The sequence below is a fragment of the Dietzia psychralcaliphila genome, from assembly GCF_003096095.1.
Taxonomy (GTDB): Bacteria; Actinomycetota; Actinomycetes; order Mycobacteriales; family Mycobacteriaceae; genus Dietzia; species Dietzia psychralcaliphila.
In genome coordinates this window covers 1,200,655-1,218,595 of sequence record NZ_CP015453.1, presented here as the reverse complement: position 1 = coordinate 1,218,595, position 17,941 = coordinate 1,200,655, and the positions used below count along the sequence as shown (strand labels likewise).

Below are 17,941 nucleotides of genomic sequence, written 5' to 3'. Positions count from 1 at the left end.
GACCCTGTTCGCGAGGACCTTGTCCGTCCGCGGGCTTTGATCGCCCACCGACCCGTCATCCCGCGGTGTGGGCCGGGAACATCGAGAACTCGCTGCTCCGGTGAGGGTTGACTCGAACGCGGTCGTGGGTGATGATTTCGTCAAGCCTGACGTTCAGTCCAGGATCTTGCCGGCGCGGGCCTTCGGTGTCCTCGGACGCGGGAGGCAGGCCGGAAAACGTTCGCGACCCGTGCACGCGCGGCATCCGTGACGCCGTGACGCGTGAGGCCATAGGGTCCGCACAGGCCCGAGAGCACATCCGAGAAGTGAGGACGTCCGAATGTTCCACAAGGTTCTGGTGGCCAATCGCGGTGAGATCGCGATCCGCGCCTTTCGGGCTTCGTACGAGTTGGGCGCGAAAACGGTCGCGGTGTTCCCGCATGAAGATCGCAACTCCCCGCACCGACTGAAAGCCGACGAGTCGTATCAGATCGGGGAACCCGGCCATCCGGTGCGGGCGTACCTGTCGATCGAGGAGATCATCGCGGTCGCCCAGCGGTCTGGCGCGGATGCGATCTATCCGGGATACGGGTTCTTGTCGGAGAACCCGGATCTCGCGGCGGCGTGCGCGTCGGCGGGAATCGCGTTCGTCGGTCCGCCGGCGTCGGTCCTGGAATTGGCAGGCAACAAGGCGCGTGCGGTGGCGGCGGCGCGCGAGGCGGGCCTGCCGGTGCTCGCCTCGTCCGCGCCCTCCGCCGATCTCGACGAGCTCGTCGCGGCAGCAGAAGACATGACATTCCCCGTGTTCGTCAAGGCGGTGGCCGGTGGCGGCGGTCGGGGGATGCGTCGGGTGGGAACGATCGAGGAGTTGGCGGACGCGATCAGCGCGGCATCGCGGGAGGCGGAGTCGGCGTTCGGTGACCCGACGATGTTCCTCGAACAAGCGGTGATCAACCCGCGACACATCGAGGTGCAGATCCTGGCCGACACCACGGGCGAGGTCATCCATCTGTTCGAGCGCGACTGCAGTCTCCAGCGCCGTCATCAGAAGGTGATCGAGCTCGCCCCGGCGCCGAACCTGACACAGGAGATGCGCGAGAGGATATGCGCCGACGCGGTCGCGTTCGCCCACCACATCGGCTACTCGGGGGCGGGCACGGTCGAGTTCCTGGTGGACGAGAGTGGACAGCACAGGTTCGTCGAGATGAATCCGCGCATCCAGGTCGAGCACACCGTGACCGAGGAGATCACTGATGTCGATCTGGTGCAGTCGCAGTTGCGGATCGCGTCAGGGGACTCACTGAACGACCTCGGGCTCTCACAGGACCAGCTGACGATCCGCGGCGCGGCGCTCCAGTGCCGGATCACCACCGAGGATCCGACCAACGGCTTCCGACCGGACACCGGGCGGATCGCCGCCTACCGCGCCCCGGGCGGGGCGGGTGTGCGCCTGGACGGCGGTGTGGCCCTCGGTGCCGAGGTGTCCGCACACTTCGACTCGATGCTCGTGAAGTTGACGTGTCGCGGGCGGGATTTCGAGACCGCGTTCGCGCGGGCGCGCCGGGCGATCGCCGAGTTCCGTATCCGGGGAGTGGCCACGAACGTCCCCTTCCTGCAGGCGGTGCTCGATGACCCGGACTTCCAGGCGGGTCGGGCCACGACCTCGTTCATCGAGGACCGTCCGGAGTTGCTGACCGCGCGGCCGTCGGCCGATCGCGGAACGAAGATCCTGAACTACCTCGCGGACGTGACGGTCAATCGGCCGCACGGAGAGCGTCCCACCCCGGTGTACCCGGGTGACAAGCTTCCCGGTCTGGATCCCTCGTCACTGACCAACCCCCCGCCGGGGTCGCGGCAACGGCTCCTCGCGTTGGGACCCCAGGGGTTCGCGGCCGATCTCCGGTCCCGCCCGCAGCTCGGGGTCACCGACACCACCTTCCGCGACGCACACCAGTCGTTGTTGGCCACCCGGGTCCGGACGTCGGGCCTTCTGGCGGTCGCCCCGCATGTGGCCGCCCTGACTCCGGAGCTGTTGTCAGTGGAGTGCTGGGGAGGCGCCACCTATGACGTGGCGTTGAGGTTCCTCAAGGAGGATCCCTGGGATCGGCTGGCGCAGTTGCGTTCGGCGATCCCGAACATCTGTCTGCAGATGCTGTTGCGGGGTGCGAACACCGTGGGCTACACCCCGTATCCGACAGCCGTGACCTCAGCGTTCGTGGCCGAGGCCACCGATGTGGGTATCGACATCTTCCGGATCTTCGACGCCTTGAACAACATCGACGCGATGCGTCCGGCGATCGATGCCGTGCGCGAGACCGGAACCGCGGTCGCCGAGGTCGCGATGTCCTACACCGGCGACCTGGCCGACCCGTCCGAGAACCTCTACACGCTCGACTACTACCTCCACCTGGCCGAGCAGATCGTCGACGCCGGCGCCCACGTACTCGCGATCAAGGACATGGCCGGCCTGTTGCGTGCGCCCGCCGCGACGACGCTCGTGAGAGCGTTGCGGTCGGAGTTCGATCTGCCCATCCATGTCCACACCCACGACACCCCCGGGGGCCAGCTCGCGACCTACCTCGCCGCGTGGGAGGCGGGCGCGGACGCGGTTGACGGCGCGAGCGCCGCCATGGCGGGGACCACCTCGCAGCCGCCGTTGTCGGCGATCGTGGCCGCCGCCGCCCACACCGACCGCGATACCGGCCTGGACCTCGCCGCAGTGTGCGATCTGGAGCCGTACTGGGAGTCACTGCGAAAGGTGTACGCGCCGTTCGAATCCGGCCTGCCCGCTCCCACCGGACGTGTGTACACGCACGAGATCCCCGGCGGCCAGTTGTCGAACCTGCGCCAGCAGGCCGTGGCCCTCGGACTCGGCGACCGTTTCGAGGCCGTCGAACAGGCCTACGCCGAGGCCGACCGCATGCTGGGTCGGCTGATCAAGGTCACCCCGTCGTCGAAGGTCGTCGGCGACCTCGCTCTGTCCCTGGTCGGGCGCGAGATCTCCGCGGCCGACTTCGCGGCGGACCCCACGTCCTACGACATCCCCGAGTCGGTGATCGGGTTCCTGCGCGGCGAGCTCGGAGACCCCGCCGGCGGCTGGCCGGAGCCGCTGCGGAGCACCGCTCTTCAGGGGCGAGCGGCGGCGCCGGAGGTCCCACCGATCTCCGATGCCGACGCCGCCGCGCTGCAGACGGCCGGTCGCACCCGGCAGGAGACGCTCAACAGGCTGCTGTTCCCCGGCCCGACCGCGGAGTTCGAGCAACATCGCGAGCAGTACGGTGACACCTCCCAGCTCTCGACCAACCAGTTCTTCTACGGCCTGCGCTACGGCGAGGAACACCGCGTCGAACTCGAACCCGGCGTCGATCTCCTCATCGGTCTCGAAGCCATCAGCGAACCGGACGACCGCGGCATGCGCACCGTGATGTGCATCATCAACGGACAGCTGCGGCCGGTTCCGGTCCGCGACCGTTCAGTAGGCGTCGAGGTACCCGCCGCGGAGAAAGCCGACCCCGGCAACCACCTCCACATCCCCGCACCGTTCTCCGGCGTGGTCACCGTTGCCGTCGGGGTCGGCGACGAGATCGAACCCGGCGGCACCGTCGCCACCATCGAAGCCATGAAGATGGAGGCCGCGATCACGAGTCCCGAAGGCGGCACCGTCGACCGCATCGCCATCAACACAGTCGGGCAGGTCGAAGCCGGCGATCTGATAGTCGTGCTGACCTGACCTGACCTGACCTGACCGGCCCGCCTAACGCGGAGCCGCAGCTTTCCGGGCGTGTCCGCGGACAACACTTGACCTTTGACACCCTTTTAGATGATGATTTCGTCAATCATGACGGAATCGACTCGCGCGGCGTATGCCGGTGCGACTCGTGACACCAGGACGGGCCGATGACGCTTCGACACTCTCTTCTCCGGACCGCTACACACCGTGGGGCGCCGGTGGTTGACGTCGATCTGTACGGCGACGAGGTGGTCGACAGACCACAGGAGGTGTATCGCCGAATCCGGGACGCGGGCCCCGTCGTATGGCTCCCACGTCATCGGATGTTCGCGATCGGCCGGTTCGACGACGTGCGGCTGGCCCTACGCGACGACGCGACTTTCCGCAGCGGCAAAGGCGTGGGCGCCAACCCGGTCGCCAACACCCTCGGGCACTACACCACGCTCGCGAGTGACGACGCCACGCACATGAACCGCCGGATGATCCTCATGCAGTCCCTGACCTCACGGGCGATACGCCCGTCGCTGCCCACACTGGAGCAGGAGGCCGCCGACACCGTCGACCGGCTGTTGGCACAGGATCACTTCGATGGCATCGCCGACTTCGCGACCCGCCTACCGGTGCAGGCGGTCGCTGAACTGGTCGGTGTGAAGGTGACCCCGGAGCAGATGCTGAACTGGGGCCAGTCGACGTTCGACGGTCTCGGTTCGGCGAATCGCCGGGCGCGTGGCTCCGTACGCGGATCGCTCGGATTGTTCCTCTACACGTTGGCGGTCGGCCGCCGGAACGTGACACCCGGCGGGTGGGCGTCGACGGTCCTCGATGCCGCTGACCGGGGAGAGATCGGGCGGGTCGAGGCGAAGAACATGATCATTGACTTCGTCGCCCCGAGTCTGGACACCACGATCCTGTCGACCGGCCAGCTGCTGTGGAGCCTGGGAACAACTCCCGGGCTGTGGGAACGGCTGCGCCGAGACCCGGACCTGATCCCGACCGCGGTGGTGGAAGCGGTGCGGATGGCGTCGCCGGTCCGGTCGTTCACGCGATCCGTCGCCGCGCATACCGAGTTCGGTGGGGTCCAGCTGCGCCCGAAGGACCGTATCGCGGTGGTGTTCGCCGCTGCGAACAGTGATGAGCGGCACTTCCACCACCCCGAGCGATTCTCGCTGGAATGGCGTGGCGGCAATGTCGGATGGGGGCACGGTGTGCACACCTGCGTCGGCATGCAGCTGGCGAAGCTGGAGATGCAGACCCTGCTGCACGCGATGGTCCCGCGCGTCTCTTCCATCACCGTCAGTGATCCGGAACTGCTGCGCAACAACTGCCTTCAGGGCTTCGAGTCCTTCCGGGCCTCGTTCCGCTGAGTGAACTCCGTCCGCCACAGGCGGGCGGTTCGTGACGATCCAAGGAGGAAGCCCGGTGGCCCATGTCATCACGCGGCCGTGCTGTAACGACGCGAGCTGCGTCACGGTGTGTCCGGTGAACTGTATTCATCCGACACCCGGGTCGCCCGGGTTCGCCCGGGCCGAGATGCTGCACATCGACCCGGCCGCCTGCATCGATTGCGGGGCGTGTGTGGACGAGTGCCCCGTCGACGCCATCGTTCCGGACGATCTGCTGCCGCCGGACTCGGACTTTCCCGAGATGAATGCCGACTACTTCCGGGGACGCGAGATCGTCGGCTCCTGGACGCCGCCCCGTCCGGCATTCGACTCCGGACCGCTTCCGTTCCGGGTGGCGGTCATCGGTGCGGGGCCGGCCGCCTTCTACACATCGGGGGAACTGCTGCGGCACCGCGGCGTCACGGTCGACATGTTCGACCGCCTCCCCACCCCCTATGGTCTGGTGCGCGCGGGAGTCGCCCCGGACCACGCGGCGACCAAAGGCGTCGAGCGGACGTTCGCCGCGACCGCGGCTCGCGAGGCGTTCCGGTACTTCCTCAACGTCGAGGTGGGAGTCGACATCACCCTCGACGAACTCCGCTCCAGGTACCACGCGGTGATCGTCGCCACCGGGGCGGCCGCTGATCGCGCTCTGGCCATCTCCGGCGAGGACCTGCCCGGATCGCTCGCCGCCACGGATTTCGTGGCCTGGTACAACGGCCACCCCGACCATGCCGACGACGAGATCGACCTCAGCGGCGAGTCCGTCGTGATCGTGGGCAACGGCAACGTGGCCCTCGACGCGGCACGGATCCTCGTGACGGATCCCGATGAGCTGGCGCGCACCGACATCGCCGATCACGCGCTGCGGGCCCTTCGCCAGTCGACGGTGCGGCACGTGAGCATCCTGGGCAGACGCGGTCCGGCTCACGCCGCGTACACCAATTCCGAGTTCCAGGCGTTCGCCTCGCTCTCCGGCGTGGACGTCGTCGTGGACCAGGCTGACCTGGTTCTCGACCCGCAGACCCACCGGGACGAGCAGGCGGGAACGCTGGACCCCACCACCTCCACCAAGCTGCGCCTCGCCCGCCGCTACGCAGCCCGCACACCGACGGGCGCGGCGCGCACGGTCGCGTTCCGTTACTTGTCCTCCCCCGCCGCCATCCTCGGCGACGACCACGGCGTCTCAGGAATGCGGGTCACTCGCATGGCGTACAGCACCGACGGCACCGGTCGCGTCGTCCCGACGGGCCTTGAGACGACCGTGCCCGCGTCCACGGTGATCCGGTCGATCGGGTATCGCGCGGATCCGTTCTCCGGCCTACCGTTCGACTCCGGTGCCGCCGTCATCCCCAACGACGGCGGTCGCGTGACCGAGGACGGATCCCCGATTGTCGGCGTCTACGTCGCAGGGTGGATCAAGCGCGGCGCGCGAGGAGGGATCGGCGCCAACAGGCAGTGTGGTCTGCAGACCGCCGAGGCCATCATCGCCGATTGGACACAGAGTCGCCTGTCGCCTCCCCCGATCGGTGAGGACGACGTCGACGCCCTGATCGCCGAGCGTCGGGGGACGAGGATCGACGCAGCCGGCTGGGCCGCGATCGACGACCACGAACGAGCGGCCGGGCGCCGCGACGGCCGCCGCCGCCGCAAGCTGGTGTCGGTCGACGAGATGGTGCTGGTCGCGATCACCGCGATCTGATCAGCCTCTACCGGGACATCCCATGAGTACTCCCGAGCGTGGTCAGCCCCAGTCCGGCAGCGGAAGAGCGATGAGCGCCGCGGCCTCGTCCTCGCTGACACCCAAGGCACGCAGAACGTGGGCGGTGACGGCGTCGGTCGTGGCCGCGTCGTCGCGTCCGGGTTGGTCGTGCAGCAGCAACGCCAGCGTCAACGCGGACCCGGAGACGACGGTCAGGGCCACGTCGATGTCGGTGGCGACGAATCGCCGGGCGGCGACCGCCGCCTCGATATCGCGACGCGCGCGGGGAAGCAACCCTGCGTCGGCGGTGGCGAGGACAGACAAACCGTGGTTGACCACGACTCTGCTCAACTCGGGGTACCTACGGTGCAGACGACCGGTCAAGCGGAAACTCTGCGTGAACATGTGCGCCGGATCGCTCATCCCCTCGGTGAAGGCGTCCAGCAGTTCCCCGTGGTCCTCGACGACGGACATCACCGCAGCCTCGAACAACTCCTCTTTCGTGGCGAAGTGGTTGTAGAACGAGCCGTTGCCGACGTCGGCCATCGTGGTGATGTCGAGGACCGAGACCGCGGTCCGCCCCTGAGCCATCAGCTGTTGGGCGGCACCGATGAGGGACCGCCGGGTCTGGGCTTTGCGTCTCTGAGCGCGCGAGAGAACGCCCGGATCAGCCTGGGCCATCGCATTCTCCTTCCACGATGGGTCACATGGTCCCATACGCACCCGTGACGAAATCATCAACAGACTTGACTGACGCATGCGGCGTATATGACGATATCGTCAACCGAGACGACGGGAGTCGAGATGACGGTCAACCATGACGTGCACGAGGGACTGCACGCCGATCAGGGCGCCTTGCCCGGGGAACATCCCGGGCGCCGGCCGGACCCGGTGGTGAAGGTCCACGACATCGCCTGGTTGGAGTTCGACAAGCCCGATCTCGTCCGCACCGCTGCGTTCGCGGTGGACTTCGGGTTCACCCCCACCTTTCAGACTCCCGATGAGCTGCACCTACGGGGCGCCCTCGCGGGGCCGCCGTGTGTCATCGTCCGTCGGGCAGCGCGGACCGCGTTCACCGGCGCGGCCTTCCTCGCGGCCGACGACGCCGACGTCCACACACTGGCCTCGGAGTGGGGACGACCCGTGGAGTCTCTCGACGACGCCCTCGGAGGGTGTGCGGTCACCACCCGGGATCCCAGCGGGTGCCGCGTGCGGGTGGTCTCGGGAGTCACCGAATGGCCGGCACTGCCCCTGCAGAGCGTCCGCCAGCCGTTCAACTTCGAACGCGACCGGACCCGCGTCAACAGCACTCAGCGTCCCCCGCGCGCTCCGGCGGTCGTCGAGCGCCTCGGTCACGTCGTGCTGTCGTCGACGCGCTACCTGTCGTCGCTCAACTGGTATCTGCACAACCTGGGAATGATCGTGAGCGACTTCCTGTACTACCCCGGCCAGCGCGAACGCGGACCCGTGATGAGCTTCATCCGGTGCGACCGCGGTGGAGAGGTCGCCGACCACCACACCCTGGCCCTGACGCTCGGCCCCGCCGACCGATACGTCCACTCCGCCTTCCAGGTCTGCGATCTGGACGCGTTGGCCGCCGGAAGCGAGTACCTCCTCGACCGGGGATACGACCACTCGTGGGGGTTGGGGCGCCACATCCAGGGCAGCCAGCTCTTCGACTACTGGCGCGATCCGGACGGGTTCCTGGTCGAGCACTTCACGGACGGTGACCAGTTCGACAGCACGGTCACCGCCGGCTGGGCCCCGATGACGGCGTCAGGCCTCAACCAATGGGGCCCGCCGGCGACCGCAGACTTCCTGGGCATCAAGCCCGGCCGCGCCGCGCTGCGCGAGTTCACCTCGATTCTCTCGTCGTTGCGCGAGTCCGACAACGAGTTCGATGTCCAACGCCTTCTCGGCCTGATGAAAGTAGCCCGCACATGAGCCTGTCCGTCCTCCGTACCGCAGATGCATGGTGGGTGCTGGTGCCCGCCGGCGCCCGTCGCATCGACACGCGCGCGACCACCACCGCCGAGCTGATCGCGGACCGTCAGGCGGTCGTCCTGGCCACGACCGACAGCGGCGAGGTCGTGGACCCGGCGAGCCTGACACTGCAGTCGCCGGTGACAGCGCCCTGCCGGGTGATCGCGCAGATGACGAACTACGTCTCGCACGTCCGCGATTCCGGAATGAACCCCGACAAGGTCCCGCTGACGTTCTTCCGCAAGGCCTCGGGATCGATCGTCGGGCCGAACGACGACATCATCAAGCCCGCGCACGTGCAGCTGTTGGACTACGAGGTCGAGATCGGCCTGGTCTTCGGACGAAGCCTGCCGGTCGGAGCCACCGTCGACGAGGAGACCCTCGCCGACGCCGTGGCCGGCCTCGTGATCACCAACGATGTGTCAGCCCGCGACGTGCAGTTGCCCAAGACGCAGTTCTACGAGGCGAAGTCCTACCCGAGCTTCACCCCGGTCGGTCCGGTCCTGGTGTTGCTGGAGCCCGGAGAGTGGGACAGGTTCTCCACGCTCACCCTGCAGCTGCGGGTGAACGGGGTGACCCGCCAGAACAGCACCGTAGCCGACATGATCTACAGCCCCCTGGAGGCGGTACGAACCCTGAACAGGTTCCAGCGTGTCGACGCCGGCGACCTTCTCCTGACCGGCACCCCCGGTGGGACCGCACTCACCGCGCCCGCGAAACCCATCGAGCTGATCGGGGCACTGCTTCCGCCGCACCTGAAGTGGAAGGCGTTCTTCAAGCGCCAGGCCGGCAATCCGAAGTACCTGCAGGACGGCGACATCGTCGAGACGTCGATACGCGCGGGCGACGGGACGCTCGATCTCGGCGTGCAGCGGAACGTGGTGCGCTACGCATGATCGCCCCCACCTCGACGGCGCGCGTCGCCATCGGTGCGCCGGGCCGGATAGGGGTTCGATGAGCCCCGACATCGATCCGGTTCTCATCGTCGGCGCCGGGCCGGCGGGTCTGACCGCGGCCGCGCTACTGGCCGACCTCGGGGTTCCGTCGATCCTCCTCGAGCGGTGGGAGGGGATCTACCCACAACCGCGGGCGGTGCACCTGGATGACGAGGTGTACCGGATCATCGCCCGGCTCGGTCTCGCTCCCGGGTTCGCGGAGATCTCCCGTCCCGCGCTCGGCCTGCGTCTGGTGACCTCCGCGTTGCGGGTCATCGCCGAGTTCCCCCGTGACCCGGGCATGGGCCCGAACGGCTTTCCGGCCGCGTCCATGTTCGACCAGCCCCGACTCGAGGAACTTCTCCGGACCGCCGTCGCCCGACGCGCGGATCTCATCACCTTCCGCTCCGGGGTCGAGGTGTGCGGGATCGGTCAGTCCGATACGGGAGTCACGGTCTCAGCGACCGACCTCGACACGGGCGAACGGATCACTTTCCGGGGGAGCTACCTCCTCGGCTGCGACGGCGCCGGCAGCATCACCCGCTCGGCGATCTCGGCCGAGTGGCGGGATCTCGGGTTCAGTCAGCGGTGGCTCGTCATCGATGTCGAGACGTCGGCTGACCTACGCCAGTGGGACGGCGTGGCACAGGTGTGCGACACCCACAGAGCGGCCACCTACATGCGCGTCGGCGAGACCCGCTACCGCTGGGAGTTCCAACTCCTCGACCACGAGACGGCCGAGGACTACGCCCACATCGACACGGTCGTGCCACTGCTACGACCGTGGCTCGAGGGCGTCGACGCGCCAGACCTGAGACTGGTCCGTTCTACCGAATACACCTTTCGGGCACGAGTCGCCCAACGCTGGCGTGATCGCCGGGTCTTCCTGCTCGGCGACGCCGCGCATCTGACGCCACCGTTCATCGGCCAGGGAATGGGCGCGGGTCTGCGCGACGCCGCGAACCTCAGCTGGAAGCTCGCCGACGTCCTCCGGGGCGGAGCGCCGTCATCGACTCTCGAGTCCTATGAGCGGGAGCGTATCCCGCACTGCACCGATCTCATCCACCTGGCGATGGTGACGGGAGCCGCCATGACCGGCGGTGGTCGAGGCGGCGACGTCCTGCGCCGCACCGTCGCGCCCGTGCTCGCGGGGGTTCCGGGTCTGGCGGCGAGACTGACCGACAGCACGACCCCCGCACTCCGGCCGTCCTGCTATGTCCGGCGCGGGGTGGTGGGCTCCGGGATTCCTCGATGGGTGCCGGTCCCGAGCGCAGCCCGACTGGCCGGGCAGCTCGCGCCGAACGCCGTGGTGGCCGCCGACGGGCGCCGCCTCGACGACTCCACGGCGGGCTTCCGGATCATTGCGGTGGACACACCCACCCCCGAGCAGGAGTTCGAGATCAGGCGTCGTGGCGGGACCAGCGTCGTCGTCGCGCTGGACAGCCCCCTCGAACAGTGGTTGCACGCCCACCACGCACGAGCGGCGGTCGTGCGACCGGACGCGACGGTCATGGCGGCGGGCCGCTCGGTCGCAGAGGTGTACACCCTGCTCCCCGGCCTCGCGGCCGGCAGCGACGCCCGATAGCCGCTACCGCCGCACCGCCCCGGCAGGCGGAACGTCCGTCATCAGGAACTCTGCGGCGGGACCCACCGCGCCGTGAGTGCGTCGCAGACGGCGCGCTGCTCCTCCTCGCCCAACGGGTGCATGAGGAGTCCCTCGATGGTGAAGACGCCGATCATCACTTCGGCGTCCAGGCCGTCTGTGGCCGCGCCGGCGGCCTCGAGTTCGCTACGAAACAGGCCGGAGGTCAGTAGGTGGAAGTCGTCGTGCCACGACGCCACCGAGGGTGAGCGCTCCGCGCGGGCGTGGACGGTGCTGACCAGGCGGCTCATCTGCTGGAGCTGGCGCACCACCCACAGCAAGCGCACGGGGATGGGTTCAGCGGCCACCGACTGGTACTGGTCCAACGCATCTGCCAAGACGGCGTCCAGGACGGCGATCAGAACGGCATCCTTGTCGTCGAAGTACCAGTAGATGGTGTTCGCGGTAACCCCGGCCGTCGCGGCCACGCGGCTCATCGGGGTGGCGTCGTAGCCGGCGTCGACGAAGAGCTCGCGGGCGGCGGCGACGATCTCCGCCCGCTTCTCCTCCGGCGCCTGGGGTCGCCTGTTCTCCGGCATGACTCGATCCTAGACGATCCTCTTGAACGGCATTCAACGACCTGTTACCGTCTCTTGAATGACGATCAACGAACCGGAATCGCCTGGAGAGCCCATGACCGTCCACACCTACGTCCGGCAAGAAGTCACCTTCTCCTCCGAGGGCGTGGCGTGTGCGGCGTGGCTATACCGTCCCGACGGCGTGGAGAACCCGCCGATCGTGGTGCTGGCCCACGGGTTCGCCGCGACCCGGGAGCTGCGCCTGGACGCCTACGCCGCCCGGTTCGCCCAAGCGGGGTACGCCGCGTTGGTGTTCGACTACCGGTCCTGGGGCGCGAGTGACGGGCAGCCCCGACGGGTGCTCGATATCGCCGGCCAGCATGCCGATTGGCGCGCCGCGGTGTCCTACGCCCGTGGCCTCGCCGGCGTCGACACCACCCGGGTAGTGGGGTGGGGATCGTCATTCGGTGGCGGTCACATTCTGGACCTCGCCGCCCGGGACCACGCGCTGGCGGCCGTGATCGTGCAGGTGCCGCACGTCGTCGGCCCCGCGTCGGCGTTCGCGCAATCCCCCACACTGGTGGCTCGTCTGGCGTTGGCGGCGGCGCGCGATCAGGTGGGGGCGTGGCTGGGCCGCCCGCCGCGCCGGGTGAAATCCATCGGACGACCCGGCGAGGTCGCCATGATGACCTCACCTGGCGCCTATGACCTGGTACTGGAGATGGCTGGGGACAAGCGCGACGAACTACTGGCCGACAACGATGTCGCGGCCCGCATCGCGCTGCGGGTGCCGTTCTACTCACCGGGCCGACATGCCGCCAAGATCACCGCACCCACGCTGGTGCAACTGGCCGTCAGAGACGACGTCACGCCGTACGCCAAGGCGCGCACGATCGCGGCTCGCATCCCCAACGGCGAGGTGAAGTCCTATGACCTCTCACATTTCGAGCCCTACCTGGACCCGCACTTCGAGCACATCGTGTCCGATCAGATCGCCTTTCTGAACCGCCACGTCGGAGCCACCCGATGACAACCGCGCCAACTCTCCCAGCGTCGGTCTGGTCTCGACGAAGGCATCCGTGGCCGTCGGGTTCGCCCTGATTGCGCCCGTCGCTCCCCGACCCGCCTTCCGGGGCATGTGACGGCGTTGCTCAGGCGGCGTCGAGGTACAGGTAGTCCTCCCAGTACGGGCCGATCTCGCGGAGCTGGGAGACGAGCCGCCACGTCCGGCCCCTCGGCGCCACCAACGGCACCCGCAGTTCCCACCCCAGTTCGGAGAGGAGCTTGTCGGCCTTACGGTGATTGCACGGCGCGCAGGAGGCCACACAGTTCTCCCACACGTGTTCTCCCCCGCGACTGCGCGGGATCACGTGGTCGACGGTGGTCGCGCGGGCGTTGCAGTACCCACACCGATGGGAGTCACGGTGCATCAGGGCGGCCCGCGTCATGGGCACCTGCGCCCGGTACGGGATCCGGACGTAGTCGCGGAGCATGATCACCGAGGGCACGCGAACGGCCGTGTCGACCGAACGGACCAGGATCTCGGTCGGGTGCTCGTGGACCACGACCGCCTTACCACCGAGCAGCATCACCACGGCGCGGCGGGCGGGGAGGGCGGTGAGCGCCTCGTAGCCGGCGTTGAGTAGGAGAACCCGCGGTGCGGAGGCCAGCGGGACATGCGGGTCCGGGACGCGCTCGAGTCGAACGGGGGCTCGTGACCCCGGTTGTCGGTACTCCGAATTCTCGCGCACGGCTGTGCCCATGGTCGGTCTCCACTCGTCTGCCCGAGCCCAGTCCAACACGATCGACCGGGCCCGTAGTGAACCTCGCCTGCAACGATGATGCACCCTCGATGAACACTTCGCGCTGATTACCGTGTTCCAGCCACAAATCCTGCCCTTGTTCCAGCCATTGTTAGTAGCTAACATTTCGACCATGGACCGATGGGGTCGAACGCACGAGGCGTTGAGACATGCCGGGTGGACACTGTTCGCCGAGCGGGGGTACGACGCGACGTCGACAGCCGAGATCGCAGAGCGTGCGGGGGTGAGCGAGATGACCCTGTTCCGGCACTTCCCGACCAAGGAGCGAGTCCTGCTGGCCGACCAGTTCGATCCATCGATGGCCGCGGCGGTTCGTGCGCGTCCAGCTGACGAGCACGCCATGCGTGCGGTGGCGGAAGGTATCAGGCAGTCGTGGTCGCAGATGAGCGCCGAGGACGTGGAGTCGACGCGTGACCGATTGCGGATCATCGCTGAGGCTCGGACGCTGCGTGGAGGAATCGAACGCAACAACGAGGAGACCGTCGCGGCCCTGGAACGAGCTCTGGTCGCCCGGGGGGCAGGCCACCCGCAGGCACGGGTGGCGGCAACCGCCGTCGTCGCCGGCCTGAGTACCGCTCTCCTGGACTGGGCGCGGTCGGACGAGACCACGCTGCACGCCGCGCTCCAGTCGGCACTCGACACGCTGGGAGGGGTGTGACCGTGCTCGAGTTCAGCCAGGTGACTCGCACGTTCCGGGACGGCGCGGGAGTCTCGGAACTGACCGTGCAGATCACGGCCGGGGAGATCGTGGCACTGGTCGGATTGAACGGAGCGGGCAAGACCACACTGATGCGGCTCGCGCTCGGGATGCTCCGCCCTCAGCAGGGCACGGTGCGGCTCTGCGGCAGCCCCCTGGACGCGGTGACCGCCGACGGGTGGGCGCGGGTGGGAGCACTCATCGAGGTACCACTGGCCTACCCGGAGTTGACCGTGCGGCGGAACCTGCACATCGTCAGCATGCTTCACGGCAGTGATCCACGGCGGGTGGAGGACTCGCTGCACACGTGGAAGCTGGCCGCCCTCGCCGATCGCCGGTTCCGGACCCTCTCACTGGGGAACAAGCGCCGCGTCGGCCTGGCTGCCGCCCTCCACCACGATCCCCGGCTGATCGTGCTGGACGAGCCGAGCAACGCGCTCGATCCCCTCTCGGTGATCCTGCTGCGTGAGCAGCTGACCCGGCGCGCGCGAGAGGGCGCGGCGATCCTGGTCAGTAGTCACCACCTCGACGAGGTGGCGAGGATCGCCGATCGGGTGCTCCTGATGAACGCGGGTCGTCTGATCGGGGAGCTCGACACCTCGGGCAACGACCTCGAACGAGCCTTCTTCGACCGCATCCTCCTGGACGATCGTCACCGAGCAGCTGAGGAGCAGGCGGGATGACTGCGGCGATCCGTGTCGAGGCGATCAAGCTGACGCGATCTCTGGTCGGCGTGACCGCGACCCTCGCCATCGTGCTCGGCATGGTCGCGGTGCTCGGCGGCATCACCGCTGGAGTGGCCGGTGGGAACACCGAGCTGATCGCCCAGGCCGGACCCGCCGCCGTCCTGGACTGGCACGGTCTCCTCGCGGGCGCGTCACAGATCACCGCTGTCGCAGGCATCCTCGGCTTCGGGATCGTGTTGGCCTGGATGTTCGGCCGCGAGTTCGCCGACGGCACCATCTCCGGCCTCTTCGCCCTACCCGTCAGCCTCAGTCGCATCGCGTTGGCGAAGCTGGTCGTCTACGTCGTCTGGGCCACCGCGGTCAGCATCGCCCTCGTGCTGGGCGTGCTCGCGGTCGGACTGGTGGCCGGGTACGGCCCACCCGGGGACGGGACCTGGGCGGCGCTGGGACGACTCGGTGCACTCGGGGCGCTCTCATCGGGGATCGCGATCCCCGTTGCCTGGATCGCGACCGTGACCCGGTCGCTGCTCGCCGCAGTGGGAAGCACGATCGCGCTCGTCGTCGTGGCGCAGGTGGGAGCCCTCGCCGGGGCCGGAGGGTGGATGCCGCTGGCCGCGCCCGCACTCTGGGCCATGTCGGAGGGCGAGGCCGTCACCGCGCCACAACTCGCCGTCTCCGGAATCATCGCCGTGGCGTCCGCCGCTCTCACGTGTGCCGCATGGAGACGTCTCCAGCTGGATCGCTGACCCCGACAACCGATCCGGATCCACGTCCGTGAATGGTCTTCACCCCTACCGGGGCCAAAAGCCCCGCTCCGGCTGTCCCTTCTGGACAATGAGGAACATGACCAGCAGCACCTTCTATGACGAGATCGGCGGCGCGGAGACCTTCCGGAAGCTGGTCCACGAGTTCTACCGGGGGGTCGCGGACGACCCGGTGCTGCGCCCGCTGTACCCGGAGGACGACCTGGGTCCGGCCGAGGACCGCATGCGGATGTTCCTCGAGCAGTACTGGGGCGGCCCCACCACCTACTCGGAGCAGCGCGGTCACCCCCGGCTCCGGATGCGCCACAACCCCTTCCGGGTCGACCGCGCCGCCCACGACGCCTGGCTCACGCACATGCTCGCCGCGGTGGACACGATCGACCGCGAGACCATGGACGACGAGCACCGGGCGGCGATGGTGGAGTACTTCACCCGGGCCGCCGCGATGATGGTCAACACCCCGGAGGACATGTGACGTCACCGGCCCACGCCCCGCGGCAGTGGGAGGACATGGTCCTGTACCAGATCTACCCGCGCTCCTTCGCCGACTCCGACGGTGACGGAGCCGGTGACCTGCAGGGAGTGATCGACCGCGTCGGCTACCTGGAGCTGCTCGGCGTGGACGGGGTGTGGCTGTCCCCCATCATGCGCTCGCCCGGCGCCGATCACGGTTACGACGTGTCGGACCCCCGCGACGTGGATCCGCTGTTCGGCGACGTCGACACGCTGCGCCACCTGGTGGAGGCCCTGCACGCAGCGCGGATGGTCCTGATCATGGACCTGGTGCCCAATCACACGAGCGTCGAGCACCCGTGGTTCGACGCCGCCCTGGCGGCGGGTCCCGGCAGCCCCGAGCGCGAACGCTACTTCTTCCGCGACGGCCTCGGGGAGGACGGTTCACAGCCGCCCAACAACTGGCCCTCGGTGTTCGGCGGTCCCGCCTGGACCCGGGTCACCGAGCCCGACGGCACACCCGGGCAGTGGTACCTGCACCTCTTCGCGCCGGAGCAGCCGGACCTGGACTGGTCGCACCCCGACGTGGGCGACGACCTCGACGAGACCCTGCGCTTCTGGCTCGACCTCGGGGTCGACGGGTTCCGGATCGATGTCGCGCACGGACTGGCCAAACCCGACGACCTGGCCGACCTGCCGGACGACGTGGAGATCGCCCAGCTCGTCGTCGACCAGCGCGACGCACGGTGGGACCGACCCGGCGTCCACGACGTCCACCGGCGGATCCGTGCGGTCGTCGACGAGTACCCGGGCGCGGCGACCTTCGGCGAGGTGTGGGTGGGCCCGGTCGACCGGTTCGCGCGATACCTCCGCCCCGACGAGCTGCACTTCGCGTTCCACTTCGCTCTCACCGGCGCCCCCTTCGAGGCGGGCGCAGTGCGCGAGGCCATCGACTCCACCCTGGAGGCCTCACGCATCGCCGGCTCGGCCCCCACCTGGGCGCTGTCCAACCACGACGTCGTGCGCGAGGTGACGCGGTACGGGAACGGCACCCTCGGCACCGCCCGGGCCCGTGCGATGCTGCTGGTGGAGCTGGCCCTGCCGGGGATCACGTTCCTCTACGAGGGGTCCGAGCTGGGTCTGCCGAGCGACTACTCGATCCCCCACGACCGGCTGACCGACCCCACCTGGGAACGCAGCGGCCACGCGGAGATGGGCCGCGACCACTGCCGCGTCCCGATCCCGTGGGAGGGCTCCCGACCGCCGTACGGCTTCTCGACCTCCGATCACACCTGGCTCCCGATGCCCGCGTCCTGGGGTTGTCTGACGGTGGAGGCCCAGATCGAGGACCCGGAGTCCACGCTGTCGTTGTACCGGGCGGCCATCGAGACCCGGCGGGCCTGGCCGGGCCCGCGATCCGCGTCGGTCGAGTGGTACGGGGCGCCGTCCGGATGCCTGGCATTCCGGCGCGACGACGGCGTGGTGTGCGCGCTCAACACCTCAGACCGGTCGGTGCCCCTTCCCCGGGGCGAGGTCCTGCTCTCCTCAGGACCCCTCCCCTCAGGACCCCTCGCGTCTGAATCCCCGACCGGCGGGGTCCTGCCGCCGGACACCGCAGTATGGTTACGACCACACTAAGAACGGGGA

15 protein-coding genes are annotated in these 17,941 nt (G+C 68.7%); 12 read left to right on the top strand and 3 right to left on the bottom strand.

What is annotated here, in order from left to right; genetic code table 11:
- Window positions 1-319 precede the first annotated feature (319 nt).
- The 3 genes from A6048_RS05485 to A6048_RS05475 all read left to right on the top strand — a co-directional run bounded on the left by A6048_RS05485 (window position 320) and on the right by A6048_RS05475 (window position 6,793).
- Complete coding sequence (locus A6048_RS05485) at window positions 320-3,709, top strand: pyruvate carboxylase (RefSeq protein WP_107748142.1); 3,390 nt, start codon at window positions 320-322, stop codon at window positions 3,707-3,709.
- A 218-nt stretch (window positions 3,710-3,927) separates the two neighbouring features.
- Complete coding sequence (locus tag A6048_RS05480; protein ID WP_235027523.1) at window positions 3,928-5,073, top strand: cytochrome P450; 1,146 nt, start codon at window positions 3,928-3,930, stop codon at window positions 5,071-5,073.
- Window positions 5,074-5,128: 55 nt separating this feature from the next.
- A complete protein-coding gene (locus A6048_RS05475; RefSeq protein WP_107748140.1) occupies window positions 5,129-6,793 on the top strand; it encodes an FAD-dependent oxidoreductase in 1,665 nt (554 codons plus the stop codon).
- 42 nt (window positions 6,794-6,835) lie between these two features.
- On the opposite strand, the gene A6048_RS05470 is transcribed toward A6048_RS05475, so the two are convergent.
- The gene (locus A6048_RS05470) at window positions 6,836-7,474 is read right to left on the bottom strand and encodes a TetR/AcrR family transcriptional regulator (protein ID WP_107748139.1); all 639 of its coding nucleotides are present in this window, start codon (window positions 7,472-7,474) and stop codon (window positions 6,836-6,838) included.
- A gap of 123 nt (window positions 7,475-7,597) precedes the next feature.
- Between A6048_RS05470 and A6048_RS05465 the strand changes: the two genes are divergently transcribed.
- From A6048_RS05465 to A6048_RS05455, 3 genes are read left to right on the top strand one after another with little or no spacing between them, the layout of a single operon-like run.
- Window positions 7,598-8,737, top strand: a complete 1,140-nt coding sequence (locus A6048_RS05465; protein ID WP_107748138.1) for a VOC family protein — start codon at window positions 7,598-7,600, stop codon at window positions 8,735-8,737.
- Complete coding sequence (locus A6048_RS05460) at window positions 8,734-9,672, top strand: fumarylacetoacetate hydrolase family protein (RefSeq protein ID WP_107748137.1); 939 nt, start codon at window positions 8,734-8,736, stop codon at window positions 9,670-9,672. Before A6048_RS05465 ends, A6048_RS05460 begins: the two co-directional genes overlap by 4 nt.
- 58 nt (window positions 9,673-9,730) lie before the next feature.
- Window positions 9,731-11,296, top strand: coding sequence for a bifunctional 3-(3-hydroxy-phenyl)propionate/3-hydroxycinnamic acid hydroxylase (locus A6048_RS05455; RefSeq protein WP_107748136.1), 1,566 nt, complete (start codon window positions 9,731-9,733; stop codon window positions 11,294-11,296).
- A gap of 41 nt (window positions 11,297-11,337) precedes the next feature.
- On the opposite strand, the gene A6048_RS05450 is transcribed toward A6048_RS05455, so the two are convergent.
- Window positions 11,338-11,892, bottom strand: coding sequence for a TetR/AcrR family transcriptional regulator (locus A6048_RS05450; RefSeq protein WP_107748135.1), 555 nt, complete (start codon window positions 11,890-11,892; stop codon window positions 11,338-11,340).
- A gap of 94 nt (window positions 11,893-11,986) precedes the next feature.
- Between A6048_RS05450 and A6048_RS05445 the strand changes: the two genes are divergently transcribed.
- Window positions 11,987-12,901, top strand: a complete 915-nt coding sequence (locus tag A6048_RS05445) for an alpha/beta hydrolase (protein WP_107748134.1) — start codon at window positions 11,987-11,989, stop codon at window positions 12,899-12,901.
- A gap of 121 nt (window positions 12,902-13,022) precedes the next feature.
- Here A6048_RS05445 and A6048_RS05440 read toward each other — a convergent pair whose 3' ends face one another.
- Entirely contained in the window at window positions 13,023-13,634 is a 612-nt protein-coding gene (locus A6048_RS05440; RefSeq protein WP_107748133.1) for an HNH endonuclease, read from the bottom strand.
- 172 nt (window positions 13,635-13,806) lie between these two features.
- Here A6048_RS05440 and A6048_RS05435 point away from each other — a divergent pair, with 172 nt between their 5' ends.
- From A6048_RS05435 to A6048_RS05415, 5 genes are all read left to right on the top strand, one after another.
- Window positions 13,807-14,352, top strand: a complete 546-nt coding sequence (locus tag A6048_RS05435; RefSeq protein ID WP_107748132.1) for a TetR/AcrR family transcriptional regulator — start codon at window positions 13,807-13,809, stop codon at window positions 14,350-14,352.
- Window positions 14,349-15,074: an ABC transporter ATP-binding protein gene (locus A6048_RS05430; protein ID WP_235027524.1), complete on the top strand. Its 726-nt coding sequence runs from the start codon at window positions 14,349-14,351 to the stop codon at window positions 15,072-15,074. Before A6048_RS05435 ends, A6048_RS05430 begins: the two co-directional genes overlap by 4 nt.
- Window positions 15,071-15,823 carry an ABC transporter permease gene (locus A6048_RS05425; RefSeq protein WP_107748131.1) on the top strand — a complete coding sequence of 251 codons (753 nt, stop codon included), beginning with the start codon at window positions 15,071-15,073 and terminating at the stop codon, window positions 15,821-15,823. The genes A6048_RS05430 and A6048_RS05425 overlap by 4 nt, the downstream gene beginning before the upstream one ends.
- A gap of 97 nt (window positions 15,824-15,920) precedes the next feature.
- Window positions 15,921-16,316 (top strand): globin, encoded by a 396-nt coding sequence (locus A6048_RS05420; RefSeq protein ID WP_107748130.1) that lies wholly within the window; start codon window positions 15,921-15,923, stop codon window positions 16,314-16,316.
- Between the two features lie 35 nt (window positions 16,317-16,351).
- Window positions 16,352-17,932 carry a glycoside hydrolase family 13 protein gene (locus tag A6048_RS05415; protein ID WP_107748436.1) on the top strand — a complete coding sequence of 527 codons (1,581 nt, stop codon included), beginning with the start codon at window positions 16,352-16,354 and terminating at the stop codon, window positions 17,930-17,932.
- The last annotated feature ends 9 nt before the right edge of the window (window positions 17,933-17,941 follow it).

Excerpts from the sequence above, each read along its gene's own strand:
- A6048_RS05485 (WP_107748142.1), top strand. The coding sequence starts at position 320 with ATGTTCCACAAGGTTCTGGTGGCCAATCGCGGTGAGATCGCGATCCGC.
- A6048_RS05470 (WP_107748139.1), bottom strand. The coding sequence starts at position 7,474 with ATGGCCCAGGCTGATCCGGGCGTTCTCTCGCGCGCTCAGAGACGCAAA.
- A6048_RS05465 (WP_107748138.1), top strand. The coding sequence starts at position 7,598 with ATGACGGTCAACCATGACGTGCACGAGGGACTGCACGCCGATCAGGGC.
- A6048_RS05460 (WP_107748137.1), top strand. The coding sequence starts at position 8,734 with ATGAGCCTGTCCGTCCTCCGTACCGCAGATGCATGGTGGGTGCTGGTG.
- A6048_RS05455 (WP_107748136.1), top strand. The coding sequence starts at position 9,731 with ATGAGCCCCGACATCGATCCGGTTCTCATCGTCGGCGCCGGGCCGGCG.
- A6048_RS05450 (WP_107748135.1), bottom strand. The coding sequence starts at position 11,892 with ATGCCGGAGAACAGGCGACCCCAGGCGCCGGAGGAGAAGCGGGCGGAG.
- A6048_RS05445 (WP_107748134.1), top strand. The coding sequence starts at position 11,987 with ATGACCGTCCACACCTACGTCCGGCAAGAAGTCACCTTCTCCTCCGAG.
- A6048_RS05440 (WP_107748133.1), bottom strand. The coding sequence starts at position 13,634 with ATGGGCACAGCCGTGCGCGAGAATTCGGAGTACCGACAACCGGGGTCA.
- A6048_RS05435 (WP_107748132.1), top strand. The coding sequence starts at position 13,807 with ATGGACCGATGGGGTCGAACGCACGAGGCGTTGAGACATGCCGGGTGG.
- A6048_RS05425 (WP_107748131.1), top strand. The coding sequence starts at position 15,071 with ATGACTGCGGCGATCCGTGTCGAGGCGATCAAGCTGACGCGATCTCTG.
- A6048_RS05420 (WP_107748130.1), top strand. The coding sequence starts at position 15,921 with ATGACCAGCAGCACCTTCTATGACGAGATCGGCGGCGCGGAGACCTTC.
- A6048_RS05415 (WP_107748436.1), top strand. The coding sequence starts at position 16,352 with ATGGTCCTGTACCAGATCTACCCGCGCTCCTTCGCCGACTCCGACGGT.